The organism is Rhizorhapis sp. SPR117 (assembly GCF_021742065.1).
Genome location: NZ_JAKKIE010000022.1, coordinates 47,124 through 63,518, shown reverse-complemented (window position 1 = coordinate 63,518; position 16,395 = coordinate 47,124). Strand labels below are relative to the sequence as shown.

Genomic DNA, 16,395 nt, shown 5'->3' with positions numbered 1-16,395 from the left:
CCGCAACGCGGGACATAAACCAGCCGGGTCACTTCTCGATGAAAATACCGGGTCACTTCTCAGCGACAATCAACACGCCGCTGAAAAACTCGAGAGGCGACGGTGCGCCGGTAGCGTGCAGACGCGTGCAGGTCGTCGGCTGGCTCCACTTCTGTTAACGCTGTCCGCGCCAGCTCCGCAAGATCGACATGGTCGCGATGCGCCCCGACAAGGGCCTGTTCCGCGGCGACCGCCGCGATCGGCGTAGGACCCATGCCGAACCAGGCTATACCTGCCCGGCCGATTTTGTCACCGTTGATAGCAATGGTCGCGATGAGGCCCACCAGCGCGAAGTCACCGGCGCGGCGCGCTACCTCGTGGAAGATCCCGATGTTGCTGCCAGGCCAATCAGGATAATGCACGGCGATGAGCACCTCGTCATCGTCGCGGACAGTCGCATATGGCCCCACGTAGAATTCGCGAGCCGCGACCATCCGGGATCCCCGCCGTGATCGCAGCTCGATTTGCGCATCAAGCGCGACGGCGAGCGCGGGCATTTCAGCCGCAGGCTCGCCAAGGGCGATCGAGCCGCCAATCGTGCCCCGTGTGCGGGTCTGATAATGACCGACGTAGCCGAGCGCCTCCGCCATCAGCGGAACATGCTCAGCAATGGCGGGATCGCGGCTGGCATGGGCCTGCCGGGTTCTGGCACCCACAACCGTCGTGGCGCCTCGACGCGTCACTCCGGCCATGTCTTCCGCAGGATTGATGTCGACCACGATCGACGGACTCGCAAGACGCAGCGCCAGCAGCGGCATCAGGGTCTGACCACCCGCCAGCACGGTCGCGTCCGGTCCGGCCTCGCCCAGGATTTGGACGGCCTCTTCGGCCGAACCGGCCTCCACATAGTCGAACGGCGCCGCCTTCATGGCTGCGTCTTCCGCCCGTTTGCGCCGGACGGTGCGAGCATATCGGGATTGATGACGAGGATCTGGGGGATTGCGGGCGACTGGCGGCCAAACAGGAAACCCACCCATGCGGAAAGCATCGCCAGCAAGCCGATCGCCGGGCCGGCCAAAATGCCGGAACCATCCCAGCCGATGGCGGCGCGCCCTAATATGAACCCGCCCAGCAAAATGGCCAGCGAGGCGCATATCCACAAGGCGGATGGGGCACCGGCCCTCTCCGGCGGCGGAGCCAGCGGCGCGGAGCCGGATACCTGACCTATCCCCGCCGGCTCCGCCCCGACCCGTGCCTTGGGTTCCGCCACGGCGTCTCGAGCAGACTCGCCGAAAGCCGGGTCGGCAACCTTCTCGGAGAACCGCGCGAAGAACACGCCCGCCAGCTGCTTTGCCGTCGCATCGATCAGCTTGCCGCCGAGTTGCGCCAAGCGGCCGTTTACCTCTGCATCCACTTCGTAGTGGAGTATCGTCTCACTGCCCGCTTCGACCAGGATGACCCGCGCGCCGCCCTTGGCTGCGCCTGCCACGCCGCCGCTGCCTTCGCCCGTGATGCGGTAGCTGCGCGGCGGATCCAGTTCCGAAAGCTGCACTTCGCCCCCAAAGCGCGCGCTGATCGGTCCCACTTTAATGGTGGCCGATGCCCGGAACCGGTTCTCCCCAATGACCTCCAAGGTTTGGCAGCCAGGAATGCAGGCCTTGAGAATTTCTGGATCGTTGAGACCGCGCCACACAACCTCGATCGGCGCGTCGATCCGCTGCTCTCCCGTCATCTGCATTCTGGCATCCATCCCTTCCTTGATATTTGTCCGCCGGCTCAGGCGACAGACACTTTCGGTGCTTCTTCATCCAGCAGCCCGCAAACTATCCTCTCGGGACTGAGCGGCATGTCGAGCCAGCGGCATTCGAATGGGGCAAGAGCGTCTGCGACCGCATTGACAAGAGTCGGCGGCGAGATCATCGCACCGCCCTCACCTACGCCTTTGAAACCCCCCGGGGTTGCGGAGGGCGTGCACATGTGTCGAAATTCGATGACCGGCACATCAAGCGCGGTTGGGACGAGATAGTCCTTCAGCGTGGCCGCCAAAGGCTGTCCATTCTCGTCATAGCGCATGTGCTCGAAAAGCACACCGGCGATGCCCTGCACCACGCCGCCCGAAATCTGCCCCTCGACGATAGCGGGATTGATGAGCTCCCCGCTGTCGCCGCCGGCGATCCAGCGTCTGATGGAAACGATGCCGGTTTCCACATCTACTTCGCAGATGCAAGCATGTGTCGCGTTCGCGAACACGAACGTCGGTGCGCGAAAGCGATGTTGAGCTTCGAGCCCCATCTCCATCCCCGGCGGGAGCCGGTCGGGAGCGACGTAGGCCATCTGGGCGATATCGGCGATAGTCGCCTGGATTTCTTCCGAGCCTTCCACCGTGATGATGCCGTCCTGAATGCGCACCCTATCGGCTGTCGCATTATAGGCGTGAGCGGCGATGCGCCGGATCTTCTCCTGAAGGAGATCGGCGGCGGTTGTCACTGCGGCCCCGCCGGCAACCGCTTGGCGGCTGCCGCCCGCTCCGGTGCCGAACCCCGTCCTGGAACTGTCGCCCTCGAATATCGTGACATCTTGCAGCGGAACACCCAGGCGGTCTGCGGCGATCTGGGCCAGTGTAGTCGGGGTGCCGTGCCCCTGCGACAGCGTACTGGACATCACTGAGACCTTGCCTGTGATCTCGACACGGATATGGGCTACTTCCGAAGACATGATGCCGAAGCCCATGGTGGTCGGCTCGATCCCGGTAGCAATGCCCAGCCCTAGGTAGCGCCCCTGCTTGCGCGCTTCCGCCTGCTCGCGACGGAAAGCCGGCAAGTCGATCGCGTCGGCGACCATCTCGAACGTTTCTCTCGGACTTATGTCGTCGAGCACCGGGCCGGTAATCATCGGGAACGGCAGGTCAGGTTTGCCGATGATGTTCTTGCGGCGAAGCTCGAATGGATCGATCCCCATCTGACGCGCCGCGACATCCATGATCGTCTCGCGGCCGAACATCTCCATCATCCAGGGTCCCCGATATGGTCCCATGCCGCAGGTGTTCGTGTACCACCCGGTCGATGCACAGCGATAGGCCGGCAACCGGTAAGGCCCCGGGAACATGAGCGAGACCAGGAAACCGCTGGCTGTAGTGGAATTCGGATAGGCGCCAAGATCCACGTTGAGGGTGACGTCAGCGGCCAGCAGCCGGTGATCGCCATCGAACGCAAGCCGCACCTTGATCCGTTCATCACGGCCTTGCGAGGCGGCGGTCAGGTTCTCTATGCGGTCTTCGATCCATTTTACTGGCCGGTTCAGGATCAAGGCGGCGGCTATGACGGCAAGCTCATCACGCAGCTGCGTCACTTTGAGGCCAAAGCCGCCACCGACATCCTTGGCAATGACCCGCACCTCGTTGAGAGGAAGGCGTAACGTGTGTGCGATGTGCATCGCCGCCATGTGGGTACTTTGGCAGGCAAGGTTGATCGTCACCTCGCCTGATCCATCCCGCCTCGCGACCAGCCCGCGTGTTTCCATCGGCAATTGCGTCTGCCGACAGTTGCATAGTTCGTCCTCGACCACGTACGTCGCTGCGGCAAAGGCTTCGTCTATGTCCCCGAAAACCTCCACGCTGGTACTGACGATGTTGGAGTCGCGATCAGGATGGACGGGCGGCATGACCGCCGCCGCCTCCATTCCGACAACCGGGGCTTCGGGCGCATACTCCACCTTCACCAGCGCGGCACCATCTTCCGCCAGTGCTCTCGTTTCTGCAACCACCAGCGCGACCGGATCGCCCACAAAGCGGACATCGCCGCGCGCGAGAAGACCTGTATCTGGATAGGGACAGTCGGGCATATCTGTGGCAGGATTGCTGTAGAAAGCGTTCAAAGCATCGGTATCGGCGGCGGTCAGCACCGCCACCACACCGCTTACTCCGCGTGCTTCTTCTGCATCGATGCTCAGGATACTGCCCCGTGCGATGGGGCTGCGCACGAAGGCCGCATGCAGCATCCCGGGCACGATCACGTCATCGATATAGGTGCCGCGACCCGTAAGCAGCCTGGGATCTTCCTTGCGCTGCACACGTTGGCCGACAAAGCGCATTCCTGCTGCGGCTACCCGATCGACCATCATCACTCCCACCCGAGCCACCTGCGCTTGCAGGGGAAATATTTAACCGAAAACCATCGCTGGCTTTCACCCTGCAATACGCACAATATAGGCGCTCGCATAGCCGCCAGCAATTGAAGCTCTATTTCCTGACCTTCGCTGGCCCACTTACCCGTTTGCCAGGCTGTTTGGAAGAACCACGCGTCTGAGCATTTTTTCCCGATCATGATTTCGACGGAGCGGGCGCCGCCGGCCAAGAACCCGTCAGCGGCCTTTCCATACCGGGGCGCGTTTTTCGACGAAGGCCCGTACGCCTTCCATCCCGTCTTCGCTATCGCGCCACCTTTTGTAAGCCGGGTACTCGTGCTGTCTCGCCAGTGCGAGCTCGAGGCTGGGCTCTTCCAGTCCGGTCAGGGCGGTGCGCTTTGTCGCCTGAACTGCGAGCGGCGCGCATTTCAGGATGTCGTCGGTCCACGATTGCACCAGATTGTCCAGGTCGCCCGCTTCCGCGATCGCGTTGACGAAGCCCATGCGCAGGCCTTCCTCGCAGCTCACCATGCGCGAGGTAAGCAGCATGCCCATGGCCTGTTTCTCACCGATTTGCCGCACCAGCCGGTGAATACCGCCCCCCAGGGCCACCGCGCCGACACGCGGTTCAGGCAATCCGAATGTGGCATTGCGGCTTGCAAGGATGATGTCGCAGGCCAGTGCGATCTCGAAGCCACCACCCAGAGCGGCGCCATTGACAGCCGCGATCAAGGGTTTGTCGAGATCGAATCGTCCGATCAACCCGGCATAACCGTGAGCAGGGAAGGCCTCTTCGGTATAGGCCTCTTCGGTATCGGCGCCATCAAGCACGGCCTTAAGATCAGAACCGGTGCAAAATGCCCTGTCGCCCGCACCGGTAATCACGCAGACACGTTGTTCAGGATCTGCCGCGTAGGCGTTTAAAGCGGCTTCCAACTCCCGATGCATCGCCAGGTTGAGCGCGTTCATCGACCTGGGCCGGTTAAGCGTGATCGTTGTAATAGCACCGTCGGTCTTGCAAATTATGGTCTCGAACATGTCCTCTCCCTCAGCGCGCAATTATTGCGCAAGCGCCAACTATCCGTTCGGCAGCTACTCAACGCAATCTTTTCCTCTTGTACATGACCACGTCAATGTGAATTGAACGCCCATGCGGCGTCCTCGTCGTTGCTGGTGCGGCCATTGATCGGCCAATGTTCGCTTTTGCCATCGGGGTTGCATGGCATGAGGACGTAAAGCTCATCGAAGGTGTTGTGACCGCAAGAGTGTCCAGCCGATGGCGGCTCGTGATGGTGAATTTCGTGTGCGCGGGTCCCGCAAGAACGTCAGGTCGCCCTAACAAAGCCGGAAATTGTCATTGAGGAAATGGATCGTGTTATAGCCTCTGGTGAGCGGTTCGGGTGCGTGTTGACCGATGCTGGCTATGGGTCAAGCGGGCCGTTCCGCCAAGCCCTGAGCAAGCGCGACCTGCTGTGGGCAGTCGGCATATCACGGCGTCAGAATATGTATCGGGCGGACGTCGGACTGATATTCCCGTAAGCTGCGGTTGGAAGGCGGCCAAAATACCACGTCCCCACAGATGCCCTTACTGCGATAAACTCATCGAAGAGCGCATCCCGAAAAATCTGCCAAAGTAGTGCTAGAGCGGCTTGCGCCGACTCTCGCCATTGCGGATAAGCGGGGCGAACAGGAAAGGAACAATTTCATGCTGAAGACCCTCACGGACGAGATTTTCGTCGCGCCTCAGATTTCCGTGGCAGATGTTGAGGAGGCAAAGGCATTGGGCGTGACACTGGTCATCAACAATCGTCCGGATCACGAGTCGCCTGACCAGCCCGAAGGCGCAGAAATCGAAGCGGCGGCGCGGGCTGCGGGTATGGCCTATGCTGCCATCCCGGTCACCCACGCCGGATTTTCCGCCGGACAACTGGACGCGATGGAAAAGGCGTTGGGCGAAGCGCAAGGCAAGGTGCTTGCCTTTTGCCGATCCGGAACGCGCAGCACGCTCCTTTGGGCGCTTACCCGCGCACGCGTTGGCGACAATTGCGACAAATTGAGCGCAACGGCAGCAAGAGCCGGTTACGACCTTTCGCCGGTCCGCCCCATGATGGACGCGCTATCGGCAGGACGATAACGCCAGAACGATGACGTCATCTGATCGGCTGTGCTGTGCCATTGCTTGTTGCGGCAAGCTTCAGCCGTTCGTCCCACTCCTTTCGGCATTCGGAACGCAGCTTCGTCTTTTTCCAGCACTTGTCATCAAAGGAGGGCAGATTGGGGCGGTAGTTATAGGTGGGATTGCCAAAGGCCTGTTCGCCATGGGGTGCAAGGCTGTTGCGTAATTCCCGCATCCGTTTTTGCGCGACTTCGTAAAGTTTGCCGCGAGCTTGGAAAATGGCATCGCGCCCGATTGAACCGGCTGTCTGACAAAAATTCAACTGGGCGCGAACCGTTGAAAAGCCAAGGTAAATACGGGTGCCATATTGATCCAGCGCCTTTTGTCCGCCTTTGCCCTGCGAGCGCTTGAAATAGCCCGCCAATGTGTCAAACGCGCTGGCCAGTTCGGCACGATGATGGGCAATCATGGCATTGTAGTTGCCAAGCGTCAGCAAAGTCGGTTCGAACTGGCATTGCAGTGCGGCGACATTCAGGCCGGCCCGCAGGTTCCACAACAGCGCCGCACGATATTCCGCTGGTGCTGCCCCGGGAAGTGATATGCCGATATCGGATTCATTTCCTTCTGCCACTGGACCGCTTAAATCAGCGGGCTTCCAGAAAAATTGCGCATTTGCCGGCGTGGCCAAAGCGATCATCGCTCCCGCTGCGGCCATACATAGAGTTCGCGTCGCTTGATTGATGTTCATCATTGGCCTCTGGTCATTGCGTGATCGCTATCGATGCGCCTTACTAATCCGCGGTCACATCTTCGTTGGTCTTCTTGTCAGGCCCGGCGCTGATATCTGTTTCGGTTGCAGATTTTGCCGCGGTGGCGCCATTTGCCACCGGCGGTACTGCGATGCTTCCCGTCTGTACACCGTCAAGATCGGTCATAGCGTCACTTGCCGTGCCGTCCACCACTTCCATATCGCGCATGGCAACGGTTTGTTCGCCTTGATCATCATTTCCGCCACCGCAGGCGGAAAGCAGGGCAATGGCAAGGCTTGCGGTCATGAAACGCAGGTACGGCAAGGGACGCGACATTTATCTTTTCTCCGGTTTTCGCGGCACGACCCGCAATGTTATCACATAAAGCGCAAAGCCTAGCGCCATGTAAAGCATAGCTCAAGTACGGGCCGCGCACCGACCAAGTGCGGACAGGAATGGCGGAAAATGACGGCGCAATGCTGCATCGAATGCGTCAAGCGTGGTCGTCTTGCCCAGTTGCGCCAGGCTTGTGACTGGATACTCGGCAATGCCGCAGGGTATTATGCCTGAAAAATGCGACAGGTCGGGATCGATATTGACCGAAAAGCCGTGCAACGTCACCCAACGGCGGACGCGAACGCCGATGGCGCCTATCTTGGCTTCCCGCCCGTCCGGGGCGTCGGTCCAGATGCCGATGCGTCCTTCGGCCCGCCGCGCCGAGACACCGAAATCAGCCAGCGCCGCGATGATCCAGCCTTCCAGATTATGCACGAAATTTCGCACATCCTTACCGCGCGCGCCAAGGTCTATCTGAACATAACCGATACGCTGACCCGGGCCGTGATAGGTATAGCGGCCACCGCGTCCCGCCTCGTAAACCGGAAATCGCTGTTCCAGCAATTCGGCCGGAACCGCGCTGGTACCGGCAGTATAAAGCGGTGGATGTTCGAGCAGCCAGATACGTTCACGCGCGGTTCCGTCCCGGATGGCGGCGGTTCGCGCCTCCATATCCGCCAGCGCTTCCGGATAGGGAACAAGGCTGTTGCTGACACGCCATTCGATATTGTCATCCCTTGTCATCCACCTTCCTTGACTTGGGCAAGGCGACATATCAAGGTCCAACGGCATTTCGCCGTCGTCCCGTTTTGGGTAGCGATAATGGATCAGGGGAACGAATGGCCAGACTTTCAATCGGTGCGGCGTGGGAAGAAACACTTGTCTTCGTAAAACGCGAAGGCACCCTGCTTTTCCCGGTGGCACTCGTGTTCCTGGCCTTGCCAGCGGTGATTCTGCAGCTTTTGCTGCCCGAGCGACTGCGTCATATGGCGACGATGGAAGAGGTGAATGCAGCACCCGGTCTTCCGCCATATTTTCTGCTGGCCATGGTTGCCGTGATCCTGATCGGATTGCTGGGCACGCTTGCGATTTACGCCCTGTCACTCCGCCCCGGCATCAGTGTTGCCGAGGCGCTTCAACTGGCGATAAGGCGCATGCCTGTGCTGATTGGTTCGGGGCTGCTGCTGATTCTGGGCTTTTCGGTGCTCGTTCTCATTTTCTCGATCATCGGTGGTGGGCTTGTCGCGGTGACCGGGACGAGTGCGGCAATGTCGATTCTCATTCTGATCGGCGTTCCGATTGCGCTGTTCGCTATAGTCCGCTTGCTGCTTCTCAACGCAGTGGTGCTGGATCAGCCGGTCAATTCTGTTGAGGCCATTCGGCATAGCTGGCGGTTAACCGTTGGGCAGTTCTGGAAGCTTGCCGGCTTTATAGCAGGATTGATTGTGTTGATGCTGATCAGCCAGCTTGTGTCCCGGATGATCTTTGGCATTGCCGGCAGTCTCATCGGCGGCTCCACTCTTGCCGCCTTGCTCGCTGGTCTTGCAGTGGCGGTCGTCAATGCCGTGATCCAGGTTTATTATCTGATCATGACCTGTCGCATATACCGTCAGTTGCGAGACTGATCGGCCTGCAGCATCGGAATATGTCGTGCAGCATCGCGTGGCAAAAGACCGATCAGACGTGGATCGTCGAATATTTCAATCTGCCGTTTGACAGGAATGAAACCCGATTTTCGGTAAAATCCCAAAGCGGAGGGATGGTCGAGCGTGCAAGTATGGACCCAGAAACATTCAATCCCTTTGCGCCAGGCAAGCATATTCGCCTGGGCCATCATCCAGCGCCCGTGTTTTTGCCCGGCAATTTCGGGTATCAAACCAAAATAGCTGAGTTCGCAATGCGGAGGCGTGCCAAAATCGAGTTCGATCAGGCCGACCTCAATGCCGCGTGGATCAATAACCGCATGGATTTCAATCGCGTCGCTATGGATGATTTGCAACAGCGTGTCGTTTGACATGACAAGCCGGGAAAACCACAACCAAGGCTCACCGATGCGGCGAAACAGCGTGCGGTATTTCTCCGCTTCGGGCTGCTTCCAGCGCGCCAGTCGCAAGTGCGACGCGGGCAGGGGGGCAGGTTTGGGCCGTTCCCGCATTTCCAGCGTCGTGACGACCGTGGCAATGCGGTGGGGCGGAACATCCTGCAAGGACACAGGTTTCAACTCCAGGCCGCGACCGGGGGCAGGCTCATCAGAATGGCATCGACGTTGCCGCCGGTCTTCAGCCCGAACGATGTGCCGCGATCGTAGACCAGGTTGAACTCGGCATAGCGCCCGCGCCACTCCAGCTGCTTCTGCCGATCTTCACTGGTCCACGCCATTCCCATCCGTCGCCGCACGATCGCAGGGAATATCGCCAGAAATGCTTCGCCGACATCGCGTGTGAATGCAAAATTGGCGTCGAAATCGCCTTCCAGATGGTCATAGAAAATTCCGCCGACGCCGCGATGCACGCCACGATGCGGAATGAAGAAATATTCGTCCGCCCATTGTTTGAAGCGCGGATAATATTCGGGATCATGAGCATCGCACGCGCTTTTGAACGCGTCATGAAAATCCGCGGTATCGTCGTCCTGAGGGATTGGCGGATTAAGATCCGCTCCGCCGCCGAACCAGCGCTTTGTCGTGATCAGGAAACGCGTGTTCATATGTACGGCGGGCACATGGGGGTTGGCCATATGCGCAACCAGACTGATGCCTGTTGCAAAAAATTCCGGATTTTCACCTGCGCCATGAATCGTCGCGGCGAATTCGGGAGCAAAGGCGCCGCCGACGGTGGATACATTGACGCCGACTTTCTCGAAAACCTTGCCTTTCATGACACCGCGCACGCCGCCTCCGCCTTCTCCGGCGGCCATGCCTTCGGCCTCCCGGTTCCATGCGGCATAGTCGAAGCGAGCGTCGCTGCCGGCTTCTGCCTCGATTGCTTCGAATTCCGCGCAAATTCTGTCACGTAAACTTTCGAACCAGTTACGTGCGGCCTGCTGCTGCTCGTCCAAGGTGATCATGCCGGATATTGTCCTGTTTGCCGTAATGCTTCGTTCAAGGCGATGCCCGCCGCGACCGCAATATTCAAGGAGCGAAATTCGACCTGCATGGGAATTCGTACGCAAAGAGCGGCTCGATCATGCACATCATCGGGTACGCCCGCGCCCTCTGATCCCAGCAGCAGCACGTCGTCGGCGCGGAATTCCGTATCGGGTAATCGCGTATCGCCCTTGCTGGTCAACAGGATGATGCGGTGGCCGCCCCGATTCATGGCATCGGCAAAGTTTTCAAAATTAATCCGGCGAGTGACATCGGCGCGGGCGGCATAATCCATGGAAGACCGTTTCAACTGCTTGTCGGAAAAAGGAAAACCGCACGGTTCGATGATGTCTATGGCCACGCCGAAGCAAGCACACAGGCGGATGATTGTGCCGGTATTTCCGGCAATATCGGGCTGGTAGAGGGCTAATCGCATGCTGTTCCCATAAACGCGTCGCTGGAATTGTCATAGTCCGGGCAAATTCACTGTTGGCAAAGGGGGCTTTCCAAGGCTATCAGGCGCGCGAACCGCCGGGGGTCTTTTTGGCGGAAGGGCGTATGCGTCATTCTGATTATCAATCAGGCGAACTGCGCACCTTTTGGAATGGGTTAAGGGACAAGGGCCGTTGAATGACAACGCTTGATCATGGTGAGTCGGTGGAAACCCCTGGGGAGCCAGGCGTCCGCCGCCGCGACTTTATTAATATAGCAGCCGTCAGTTTCGCCGGGGTCGGCGCCGTCGCGGTCATACCACCGCTGGTAAACCAGATGAATCCAAGCGCCGACGTGCTTGCCATGGCGTCGACGGAAGTCGACATCAGCGCGATTGAGCCGGGACAAGCTATCAAAACCATTTTCCGCAGCCAGCCGCTGTTCGTCCGGCATTTGACACCCAAGGAAATCGCCGAAGCCGATGCGGTTCCGTTGTCGGAGCTGCGCGATCCGCAAACGCTCGAAGAGCGTACCGTCGAGGGCAAGAAGCAATGGCTCATCACCATGGGCGTGTGCACCCATCTGGGTTGCGTGCCGCTCGGTGCGGGCGAGGGTGAGAATCGGGGCGAATATGGCGGTTACTTTTGCCCCTGCCACGGGTCGTCTTACGATACCGCTGCGCGCATCCGCAAAGGTCCGGCGCCCACGAATCTGGAAGTGCCGGAATATACATTCACGTCCGACACTGTCGTAACGGTAGGCTGAGGTAAGAGATCATGAGTTTTCCCTGGGCTGAACATTATACGCCGAAAAATCCGCTGATGCAGTGGATCGATACCCGTCTGCCGCTGCCGCGCCTGGTGTATAACGCCGTTGGTGCGGGCTATCCGGTGCCCCGGAACCTGAATTATTTCTGGAACTTTGGCGTGCTTGCGGGCGTCGCCCTGACCATTCAGCTGATTACCGGCATCGTATTGGCCATGCATTACGCGGCCAGTGCGGGGATCGCCTTTGATAGCGTCGAACATATCATGCGCGATGTGAATTCGGGCTGGTTGCTGCGTTATGCCCATGCCAATGGCGCCAGCTTCTTCTTTATTGTCGTGTATCTCCACATTTTCCGCGGCCTTTTCTATGGCTCCTACAAGGCGCCACGCGAAATGGTCTGGCTGTTGGGCGTTGTGATCTTCATTTTGATGATGGCGACTGCGTTCATGGGTTATGTGCTTCCCTGGGGGCAGATGAGCTTTTGGGGCGCCAAGGTTATTACAGGACTCTTCGGTGCGATCCCATTGGTGGGTGATCCGATCCAGACCTGGTTGCTGGGTGGCTTTGCACCGGGTGACGCCGCTTTGAACCGCTTCTTCTCGCTTCACTATCTGCTGCCTTTTGTGATTGCGGGCGTCATTATCCTGCACATCTGGGCTTTGCATATTCCAGGTTCCAGCAATCCCACCGGCGTGGACGTTCAGGGGCCGCAGGACACCGTGCCATTCCATCCCTATTACACAGCGAAGGACGGTTTCGGACTTGGTATCTTCCTGATCCTGTTCGCCATCATGCTGTTTTTCCTGCCGAATGCTTTGGGGCACCCGGACAATTACATCGCGGCAAACCCGCTCTCCACGCCCGCGCATATTGTTCCTGAATGGTATTTCTGGCCTTTCTACGCAATTCTGCGCGCCTTCACTTTCGACTTCCTGTTCATTCCGGCGAAGTTGATGGGTGTGATGGCGATGTTCGCTTCGATGTTGGTGCTGTTCGTTCTGCCCTGGCTCGATAACTCTCCGGTTCGTTCGGGCAGCTATCGTCCATTGTTCAAGCAGTTCTTCTGGGTGCTTGTCATTGACGTGCTAATACTGGGTTATTGCGGGGGAGCGCCGGCGGAAGAGCCTTTCGTGATGATCAGTCAGCTTGCCTCAGCCTATTATTTTGCGCATTTCCTGATCATTCTGCCGATCATTTCCAAGATCGAGAAACCGCTTCCACTACCCGGATCGATCACTGAGTCGGTACTTGGCAAAGACCATGCGGCGGCAGGCGGCAAAACTGCCGCAGTGTCGGCCGAATAAGGGGAATAGATAAAATGGTTCGCGTACTCGCTGCTCTTGTCGGCATCTTCTTTTCGGGCATGTTGCTCTATTCCTTCATCTTCGGCGCGGTGAATTACGTCAGCGACCCTCCCATGCCTACGGTCGAACATGAATTCCACCTTGCGCCCAAGGAAGTGGAATTCGCATCGGATGGCCCACTTGGCCATTATGATCGCCAGCAGTTGCAGCGCGGGTTTCAGGTATTCAAGGAAGTCTGCGCGGCCTGTCACTCCGCGCGCTACGTCGCCTTCCGTGATCTGGAAGGTCTTGGCTATAATGAAGCAGAGGTGAAGGCGATCGCGGCAAATTGGCCGATCGAAACGCCATCGATTAATCCTGACACTGGCGAAGCAGCAACACGTAAGCCTGTTCCTGCCGATCATATTCCAATGCCGTTTGCCAACGACGTCGCTGCACGTGCCGCGAATAACAATGCGGTGCCACCCGATCTGTCGCTGATGAGCAAGGCTCGCCATCATGGTAATGCCTATATCTATTCGCTGCTGACAGGATATCAGGGGCAGCCAGCGGAACTTCTCAAGGAGTTCCCGGATGCCAAGACACCTGAAGGTCTGCACTATAATCCCTATTTCGCTAACCTGAACCTGGCCATGGCGCCTCCGCTGACCAGCGAGGGGCAGGTAACCTATGCCGATGGGACCAAGGCAACGGTCGACCAGATGGCGAAGGACGTTGCAGCATTTCTGACCTGGACAGCGGAACCCAAGCTTGAAAGCCGTCATCGGACTGGTTTAGCCGTCTTGTTGTTCCTGCTGGTTGCAACAGGTCTTGCCTACATGTCCTACCGCAACATCTGGGCTGACAAGAAGCATTGAGATTGGCGCTGCCGCATTCGGTGGGCAGCAAGAATTGTGGTTACAGGGAGCCGGCTGGTCGCGTACCAGCCGGTTTTCCATTTGCAGGCCCTCTGCCGCCTATTCCATCCGTTCAAGCCGATAGCCATAACCAAAGACTGTAAACAGCCGGAACCCGTTTTCCGGCTTCAGCTGCAATTTGGACCGGATGCGGGAAACATGCATGTCGAGCGTACGGGATGGCAGGTCGGCGACGCTATGCCAGACAGCGTTCATTATATAGGCGCGAGACAAGGCGCGCTGTTCATTGTGGAAAAAGAGCAGAGCCAGCGTAAACTCTTTTGATGTGAGGGGAATTTCCTCTCCATTCAGCAGAGCGGTCTGCTTGTGCCGGTCGAAACAATAGCGGCCAAAAAATTGTGGGGGGCCATCGGCGGAGGCACGACTCACGCACCGTCGTAACAGAGCAGCAATACGGGCTTCGACCACGTTATCGTCTTCTGGCATTACGATATAATCATCGGCGCCAGCATGCAGGGCGGCGGCAATATCCTTTTTGCTTGCAGTGTCTGTCACCATGATGATGGCGGGGGGCACTTTCACATTCTGCTGCACCCAATTCAGAACGCTACGCCCCGATCCATCGGATATGGTCCAGTTGAGAAATAGAAGATCATAGGTGTCACGCTGTAGTTGCGTAATCAATGGCGCAGCGGACTGGAAAATGGTGACATGGTGCCCCATCCCTTCTGTAACCTCTTTCAGCAAGTTGATTGCTACCGGGTTCTTGTCCGCAATGGCTATGCGCATTCCACCTTTCTGCCAGGGTCATCCCTGAAATTCGAAAGCCGCCGACTCCTTTGTTTGACTTGATCTTCGCCATGAAAGGCTACTACCAGACGTTTGGAAATGGCAATGGAAAGTTCACCAGGGCTGTTCAGCGGCCTTCATGGTGCCGGGATGTGAGGGCATATGTCTTTTTCGCCAACGTCCAGGTCCAGGCAACGTCCGTCCACATCGTTGGGGTGAAGTTCCAGGCCAATCATGGCAGCCAGCGTTGGCATGATGTCGATTGTTTCGACCGGCAACGGTTGCTCAAAACCCTGTAATCCCTTGCGCCAGAACAGGATTGGCACGCGTCGGTCATAATCCCATGGGCTGCCATGCGTTGCCACATAACCCCTTTTCGGAACAGGGATCGGCGTCACGCGCGGCTTCAAAAGGACGACAAAATCGCCCGATCTCTGGGCATCGAAAGATGCGCGCGCGCGTTCGGCCAATGACCATGTGTCGGGCGATCCGCTGGGTAAAGCCATTGCGGCAAGGCTGTCATGGCTGAACACCGCCGCGACTTGCGGATGGTTTTGCAACATGCCTATGGCCTCTGCGATTACCGCCGCGCGTTGCGGGCGGCCAAGGCCGGGATCGACATAATAGTCCCCATTGGCGCCGTCACTGTAGAGCAGCTGACCAGAAAATCCCAGCTTGGTGCCGATGGCTTGACCCAACACTTTTGCATTGAGGTTGGTATTGATACGGGCAGCTGTCGGCGCGGCATTCAAATCGTTCCGTTCGGGCAGGTCCTGACCGCCATGGTCTGCAGTCAGCACCACGACATAATCGATTCCGGCATTGTCCAACTTGGTAAAGAAATCCCCCAGATCGTGGTCAAGCGACATCAGTTGGGCGCACATTTCCGAACCCTGCGTGCCATAGCTATGCCCCACATAATCCGTGGCCGAGGCACCGATCGCCAACAGGTCGGTATGCGCGCCTTCCCCCAGTTTCATCTTCTCACGTAGCGCAGCGGCCAGCGCGAGAGTCGATGCGTCGAGTTCCGGTGAGGCGCGAAACGCCTTGTGGTCGCCAGAGTCTCGGGCGAATCGACCCGTGCCAACCGTTTGCTCTCCGGCGCGGACGGGATAATTACGGGCCTCGCATATGGGCGGCAAGGCAGCGGCCGGCTGTGCGGTGGCGAGACGCGCAGCCACCACCGCGTTCACCTTGTCTACCGTCGGGTCGGTCGGGCGGCCCTTTAAAGTGGTAAAGCCCTTGCCGCCCCACCACCACATCTGGTCGGTATGCCGCCCACCCATCATCAGCGCGGCCCGGTCTTTGCCGGATACAGAAACGACGCGCGCGGCGGGATCGGCAGCTTTCATCCGATCCCCCAGCGTTGGGACGCGCAGATGGGCAGGGGATAGGACATAATGATCGCTGTCTGTGCCCGGTTCATTTTCGTCTTCGGCGCAATAGACCAGCTTGTCGGCTCGCTTGGCAGAAAGATCGTACCAGTGATTTGCGATGATGCCAGTGCGTGCCGGGCGATCGCCGGTTAAAATGGTGGAATGACCGGGGCAGGTTTCGGTCGCCGCATGGCCCTGATATCCTGATGGAAACACAATGCCTTGTGACAGGCGCTTGAGGCCTCCCTGAAAATATTGGCGATACTCCGCGAACAAATCAGCAGAAAACTGGTCGACAGATATGGCGACGATCAGCTTGGGTGGGACGGCCGGCGAGGGCGTGTCGCTGGCCTGCGCAGGGGAAAGGGCTAGCGTCAGAGATGTCAGCGCGGTAACGGTCGCGACGAATTTCATGAATAACTCCTTGGCGGATGGACCGCTCTTGCGGCTATAGCTAGCCGCGAAAAACCAGGATGAACAAG

17 protein-coding genes and 1 pseudogene are annotated in these 16,395 nt (G+C 58.6%); 6 read left to right on the top strand and 12 right to left on the bottom strand.

Translation table 11 applies throughout. The features are described from left to right. Positions 1–59: 59 nt before the first annotated feature. The 4 genes from L3X40_RS10400 to L3X40_RS10385 form a co-directional block, all read right to left on the bottom strand. On the bottom strand, positions 60–908 hold the full coding sequence (locus L3X40_RS10400) for an FAD binding domain-containing protein (protein ID WP_237365578.1): 849 nt from the start codon (positions 906–908) through the stop codon (positions 60–62). Beyond that, the gene (locus L3X40_RS10395; protein WP_237365577.1) at positions 905–1,717 is read right to left on the bottom strand and encodes a CoxG family protein; all 813 of its coding nucleotides are present in this window, start codon (positions 1,715–1,717) and stop codon (positions 905–907) included. The genes L3X40_RS10400 and L3X40_RS10395 overlap by 4 nt, the downstream gene beginning before the upstream one ends. Before the next feature lie 38 nt (positions 1,718–1,755). Then, complete coding sequence (locus L3X40_RS10390) at positions 1,756–4,116, bottom strand: xanthine dehydrogenase family protein molybdopterin-binding subunit (protein WP_237365576.1); 2,361 nt, start codon at positions 4,114–4,116, stop codon at positions 1,756–1,758. A 222-nt stretch (positions 4,117–4,338) separates the two neighbouring features. Continuing rightward, positions 4,339–5,139, bottom strand: a complete 801-nt coding sequence (locus tag L3X40_RS10385) for an enoyl-CoA hydratase-related protein (RefSeq protein WP_237365575.1) — start codon at positions 5,137–5,139, stop codon at positions 4,339–4,341. A gap of 267 nt (positions 5,140–5,406) precedes the next feature. Between L3X40_RS10385 and L3X40_RS10380 the strand changes: the two are divergent. Then, positions 5,407–5,637, top strand: a pseudogene (locus tag L3X40_RS10380) (transposase); the annotation flags it as partial. Between the two features lie 169 nt (positions 5,638–5,806). After that, on the top strand, positions 5,807–6,235 hold the full coding sequence (locus tag L3X40_RS10375) for a TIGR01244 family sulfur transferase (protein WP_237365574.1): 429 nt from the start codon (positions 5,807–5,809) through the stop codon (positions 6,233–6,235). A gap of 16 nt (positions 6,236–6,251) precedes the next feature. Here the strand turns inward: L3X40_RS10375 and L3X40_RS10370 are convergent, their stop codons facing one another. The 3 genes from L3X40_RS10370 to lipB form a co-directional block, all read right to left on the bottom strand. Next, positions 6,252–6,965 carry a hypothetical protein gene (locus tag L3X40_RS10370; protein ID WP_237365579.1) on the bottom strand — a complete coding sequence of 238 codons (714 nt, stop codon included), beginning with the start codon at positions 6,963–6,965 and terminating at the stop codon, positions 6,252–6,254. 43 nt (positions 6,966–7,008) lie between these two features. After that, entirely contained in the window at positions 7,009–7,302 is a 294-nt protein-coding gene (locus tag L3X40_RS10365; RefSeq protein ID WP_237365573.1) for a hypothetical protein, read from the bottom strand. 81 nt (positions 7,303–7,383) lie between these two features. Next, complete coding sequence (gene lipB / locus L3X40_RS10360; protein ID WP_237365572.1) at positions 7,384–8,046, bottom strand: lipoyl(octanoyl) transferase LipB; 663 nt, start codon at positions 8,044–8,046, stop codon at positions 7,384–7,386. A gap of 95 nt (positions 8,047–8,141) precedes the next feature. On the opposite strand from lipB, the gene L3X40_RS10355 reads away from it, so the two are divergent. Next, positions 8,142–8,927, top strand: coding sequence for a hypothetical protein (locus L3X40_RS10355; RefSeq protein WP_237365571.1), 786 nt, complete (start codon positions 8,142–8,144; stop codon positions 8,925–8,927). On the opposite strand, the gene L3X40_RS10350 is transcribed toward L3X40_RS10355, so the two are convergent. The 3 genes from L3X40_RS10350 to L3X40_RS10340 are packed head-to-tail and all read right to left on the bottom strand — an operon-like array spanning position 8,912 to position 10,823. After that, positions 8,912–9,514 (bottom strand): GNAT family N-acetyltransferase, encoded by a 603-nt coding sequence (locus tag L3X40_RS10350; RefSeq protein WP_237365570.1) that lies wholly within the window; start codon positions 9,512–9,514, stop codon positions 8,912–8,914. The two genes, L3X40_RS10355 and L3X40_RS10350, sit on opposite strands and share 16 nt — an antisense overlap. Before the next feature lie 5 nt (positions 9,515–9,519). Then, entirely contained in the window at positions 9,520–10,368 is an 849-nt protein-coding gene (hemF, locus tag L3X40_RS10345; RefSeq protein WP_237365569.1) for an oxygen-dependent coproporphyrinogen oxidase, read from the bottom strand. Then, a complete protein-coding gene (locus L3X40_RS10340; RefSeq protein ID WP_237365568.1) occupies positions 10,365–10,823 on the bottom strand; it encodes a tRNA (cytidine(34)-2'-O)-methyltransferase in 459 nt (152 codons plus the stop codon). Before L3X40_RS10340 ends, hemF begins: the two co-directional genes overlap by 4 nt. A 194-nt stretch (positions 10,824–11,017) precedes the next feature. Here L3X40_RS10340 and petA point away from each other — a divergent pair, with 194 nt between their 5' ends. From petA to L3X40_RS10325, 3 genes are read left to right on the top strand one after another with little or no spacing between them, the layout of a single operon-like run. Beyond that, positions 11,018–11,584, top strand: coding sequence for a ubiquinol-cytochrome c reductase iron-sulfur subunit (gene petA / locus L3X40_RS10335; protein ID WP_237365567.1), 567 nt, complete (start codon positions 11,018–11,020; stop codon positions 11,582–11,584). An 11-nt stretch (positions 11,585–11,595) separates the two neighbouring features. Beyond that, a complete protein-coding gene (locus L3X40_RS10330; RefSeq protein WP_237365566.1) occupies positions 11,596–12,891 on the top strand; it encodes a cytochrome b in 1,296 nt (431 codons plus the stop codon). A gap of 14 nt (positions 12,892–12,905) precedes the next feature. Then, positions 12,906–13,748: a cytochrome c1 gene (locus tag L3X40_RS10325; RefSeq protein ID WP_237365565.1), complete on the top strand. Its 843-nt coding sequence runs from the start codon at positions 12,906–12,908 to the stop codon at positions 13,746–13,748. Between the two features lie 99 nt (positions 13,749–13,847). Here L3X40_RS10325 and L3X40_RS10320 read toward each other — a convergent pair whose 3' ends face one another. Then, positions 13,848–14,537: a response regulator transcription factor gene (locus tag L3X40_RS10320; RefSeq protein WP_237365564.1), complete on the bottom strand. Its 690-nt coding sequence runs from the start codon at positions 14,535–14,537 to the stop codon at positions 13,848–13,850. 137 nt (positions 14,538–14,674) lie between these two features. After that, the gene (locus L3X40_RS10315; RefSeq protein WP_237365563.1) at positions 14,675–16,327 is read right to left on the bottom strand and encodes an alkaline phosphatase family protein; all 1,653 of its coding nucleotides are present in this window, start codon (positions 16,325–16,327) and stop codon (positions 14,675–14,677) included. Between the last annotated feature and the right edge of the window lie 68 nt (positions 16,328–16,395).

Excerpts from the sequence above, each read along its gene's own strand:
- L3X40_RS10325 (WP_237365565.1), top strand. The coding sequence starts at position 12,906 with ATGGTTCGCGTACTCGCTGCTCTTGTCGGCATCTTCTTTTCGGGCATG.
- L3X40_RS10385 (WP_237365575.1), bottom strand. The coding sequence starts at position 5,139 with ATGTTCGAGACCATAATTTGCAAGACCGACGGTGCTATTACAACGATC.
- L3X40_RS10320 (WP_237365564.1), bottom strand. The coding sequence starts at position 14,537 with ATGCGCATAGCCATTGCGGACAAGAACCCGGTAGCAATCAACTTGCTG.
- L3X40_RS10340 (WP_237365568.1), bottom strand. The coding sequence starts at position 10,823 with ATGCGATTAGCCCTCTACCAGCCCGATATTGCCGGAAATACCGGCACA.
- hemF (WP_237365569.1), bottom strand. The coding sequence starts at position 10,368 with ATGATCACCTTGGACGAGCAGCAGCAGGCCGCACGTAACTGGTTCGAA.
- L3X40_RS10315 (WP_237365563.1), bottom strand. The coding sequence starts at position 16,327 with ATGAAATTCGTCGCGACCGTTACCGCGCTGACATCTCTGACGCTAGCC.
- L3X40_RS10370 (WP_237365579.1), bottom strand. The coding sequence starts at position 6,965 with ATGAACATCAATCAAGCGACGCGAACTCTATGTATGGCCGCAGCGGGA.
- L3X40_RS10400 (WP_237365578.1), bottom strand. The coding sequence starts at position 908 with ATGAAGGCGGCGCCGTTCGACTATGTGGAGGCCGGTTCGGCCGAAGAG.
- L3X40_RS10375 (WP_237365574.1), top strand. The coding sequence starts at position 5,807 with ATGCTGAAGACCCTCACGGACGAGATTTTCGTCGCGCCTCAGATTTCC.
- lipB (WP_237365572.1), bottom strand. The coding sequence starts at position 8,046 with ATGACAAGGGATGACAATATCGAATGGCGTGTCAGCAACAGCCTTGTT.
- petA (WP_237365567.1), top strand. The coding sequence starts at position 11,018 with ATGACAACGCTTGATCATGGTGAGTCGGTGGAAACCCCTGGGGAGCCA.
- L3X40_RS10355 (WP_237365571.1), top strand. The coding sequence starts at position 8,142 with ATGGCCAGACTTTCAATCGGTGCGGCGTGGGAAGAAACACTTGTCTTC.
- L3X40_RS10365 (WP_237365573.1), bottom strand. The coding sequence starts at position 7,302 with ATGTCGCGTCCCTTGCCGTACCTGCGTTTCATGACCGCAAGCCTTGCC.
- L3X40_RS10330 (WP_237365566.1), top strand. The coding sequence starts at position 11,596 with ATGAGTTTTCCCTGGGCTGAACATTATACGCCGAAAAATCCGCTGATG.
- L3X40_RS10395 (WP_237365577.1), bottom strand. The coding sequence starts at position 1,717 with ATGCAGATGACGGGAGAGCAGCGGATCGACGCGCCGATCGAGGTTGTG.